We start from the raw sequence: 2,789 nt of genomic DNA on the forward strand, positions 1-2,789 counted from the left end.
TTGTTGGCTAACGTTATTTTTTTATAATCTTCGTATTTAGGGTACCATTATTTTGATTAAAAACTCTCAAGAGATAGGTTCCAATTGGGTAATTGGAAACATTTAAAGCGTAATTTTTAGAATTTAAATCTGCTTTAAAAATGAGACTACCGGTCATACTATATAATTCTATTCTTTGCAGCTTATCTTTATCTGAACTGATATTTACAATATCATTAGCTGGGTTTGGAAACATTGTTATAGTTTGACTATTACTAAAATCTGTTGTGCCCAAATTTTCACCAGTGTTCCAATACGCATTAGTACCATCTGCAAATCCTAGGATAATAATATCAGAGAGGCCATCTCCATTAAAATCATCAACAACATTGTTTGCGATATATTCGCCACCAATAACATCAACTTCGATAAATTCGTTGTTGCCTAAGTTTTCGTAGACAATGTTGAAGATGTTGGGCAGTCCACCATCTTGGGAACCTATAATAACGATGTCTTGATCACCATCATTATCAAAATCTGCAATCGCGTTGGAGCCTGCAAAAGTATCTTGCATTCCGGTGCTCAATTCAGTGAATTGGCCACTACCGTCGTTTACATAAAGTATCGTTCTTACATTGTTTGCATCATTCATTCCAGACATCAGTATGTCGAGGTCTCCATCATTATCAGTGTCTGCAACATCAACATCATCAGCACTAAGTTGCTCAAAATTTGTGTTGGGATCTAAGCTATAGTTTCCTGCGCCATCATTCAAATAAAGTGCTGTCAGTGAAACATCATTCGATTGGACTCCTGAAATAATAATATCAGCATCCCCATCGTTTTCTGAATCTAAGAATGCTACTGAAGCAAATTTTACAGGAATAAAAGCGGTACTACCAGCAGGCGTAAAATTGGCATTCCCATCATTGAGATAAACATCGGCAACGAAATCGTCATTTGCATCTATCGCAGAAATCATAATGTCTAAATCGCCATCATCATCTACATCTTCAATTGCTGCACCAGATCCTTGAAATTCTGGTAAAAGAGGATTACTTAATTGAGTAAAGCTTCCGGTTCCATCATTTAAGTAAATATGTGTGAATTCCTGAACTGCATCGAATGCAATACCTGAAAAGTATAAATCAAGATCTCCATCTGCATCCAAGTCTATAAATTCAGTAACGCTTATACGGGCTTCTGGAAAAGGAGTATTTGTTACTTCTGCGAAATCTCCATTTCCATCATTTAGATATAGAGCAGTTCCTGCTTCTACTCCTGGCCCTAATCCAGTCATTAGAAGATCTTGATCTCCATCATTATCAATATCTCCGCTAGCAAAGGAGCCTCCATAAACGTCATTTAAATCTGGCTGTGGATCTGCTAGTGTAAAGTTGATTTGGGCATTTACATTATCTAGAAATAAGATTAATAATATCATCGTAATTGTAATTCTTTTCATAGTATTTTTTTTTAATTGATAATATACAAACCTCTGAAATTTTTATAATTTAGTATTCATTCCTAGGAATGAAATAACATAAACAAACGTATTAAAGGCGAATTATTCCTATTAAAATCTACTGTTAGAGATTTTAATAGCTGCCAGCAATAATGATATTTTTTTATACTTAGATTCTTTAATATTAAAATATTCGTACATTCTTCTTAATGACGAACCAATTCCTGGCACACTCATAAATGCCTTCTCTGCTATATCATTATTTGTAATTACAGGATCATCAAATAAAATCTTTAGCACGTTCCAATCGGTTTCGTTCAACTTTCGATTAATTGAAGTTTCTATTTTTTCTCTTTTTAATTCAAATGAATTTGATTCAGCAATTAATGTTTTACTGTAATTAATTTTGAGGCTTTCAATTTCTTTTAACAAGGCATCTCTTCTTTGTCGCATCTTTTTTCTGCTAGCTATAAAATAGTAAATAATGAATGCCATTAATAGAACTGCCGATGCAATGATACCATACGTTCTCTTAAGCTGTATTATTTTAAGTGCTGCTTTTTCTTTTTCGCTTTCTACTTTGTTTTCTTGAAGCTTTAAATCAAAGTCATTTTTTACGACTTCTTTGGCGACAGCAAAATTGTTTTTTTCTTGTTGAATACTATCATTGTAGGAAGTATATAACTCATGCATCTCAAGGGATAAGGCCAACTTGTTTTGACTTTTGTAACATTTGTAAAGAAGCTCGTATAAAGATTTTTTTATTTCTTTATTAGTGTTTACCGGAAGGTTGGTTAAAATAGCTTCTCCTTTTCTTGTCGCCTCTTTAATATTAGTTTCGAAGGTGATGAGTGCAATAATGATTTTAGCATTGATAATTCCAGTTTTTATGTCTAGCTCTTTATTGAGTGCCAGATTTTTAGCGGCATAATCATTCGCTTCATCTAATAGATTTAGTTTAAGGTTTATTCTTGCTAAGGTTGAATAACAACTAGCAATAAAGAACTTTTCATTTTTTACTTGAAGTATTTTTAGTCCTTTTGTATAATTGTTTTTGGCCTCCTTATAGCCTCCTTTCTCATAATTAGTCCAGCCAATGTTGATGTAAATTATGGCGGTCCTTCTATCTTCGAATCCTCTTTTATCTAAAATAACAAGTGCTTTTTGATAATAATTTAAAGCCAATTCATAATTGTGAATAATGAGATAGACACTGCCTAGACTCGTTAGCATTTGTGATTCATTTTCTTTATCACCTTCTTCTTGGTATATTTTTAGCGCCTTCGAAAAATACTGTGTGGCCAGTCTGTAATCTTGGCGATATATGTAGACATTCCCTATATTT

General features: G+C 33.1%; 2 protein-coding genes. Both read right to left on the reverse strand.

All coding sequences use genetic code 11. The annotated features are described in order from the left end of the window. Positions 1 to 13: 13 nt before the first annotated feature. A complete protein-coding gene (locus tag AB8B90_RS12035; RefSeq protein ID WP_405337203.1) occupies positions 14 to 1,444 on the reverse strand; it encodes an FG-GAP-like repeat-containing protein in 1,431 nt (476 codons plus the stop codon). Between the two features lie 111 nt (positions 1,445 to 1,555). Next, on the reverse strand, positions 1,556 to 2,789 hold a 1,234-nt coding region (locus AB8B90_RS12040; protein WP_405337205.1), incomplete at its 5' end, for a tetratricopeptide repeat protein.

This window comes from Psychroserpens sp. (genome assembly GCF_045105015.1).
In the GTDB taxonomy this organism is placed as follows: domain Bacteria; phylum Bacteroidota; class Bacteroidia; order Flavobacteriales; family Flavobacteriaceae; genus Psychroserpens.

Excerpts from the sequence above, each read along its gene's own strand:
- AB8B90_RS12035 (WP_405337203.1), bottom strand. The coding sequence starts at position 1,444 with ATGAAAAGAATTACAATTACGATGATATTATTAATCTTATTTCTAGAT.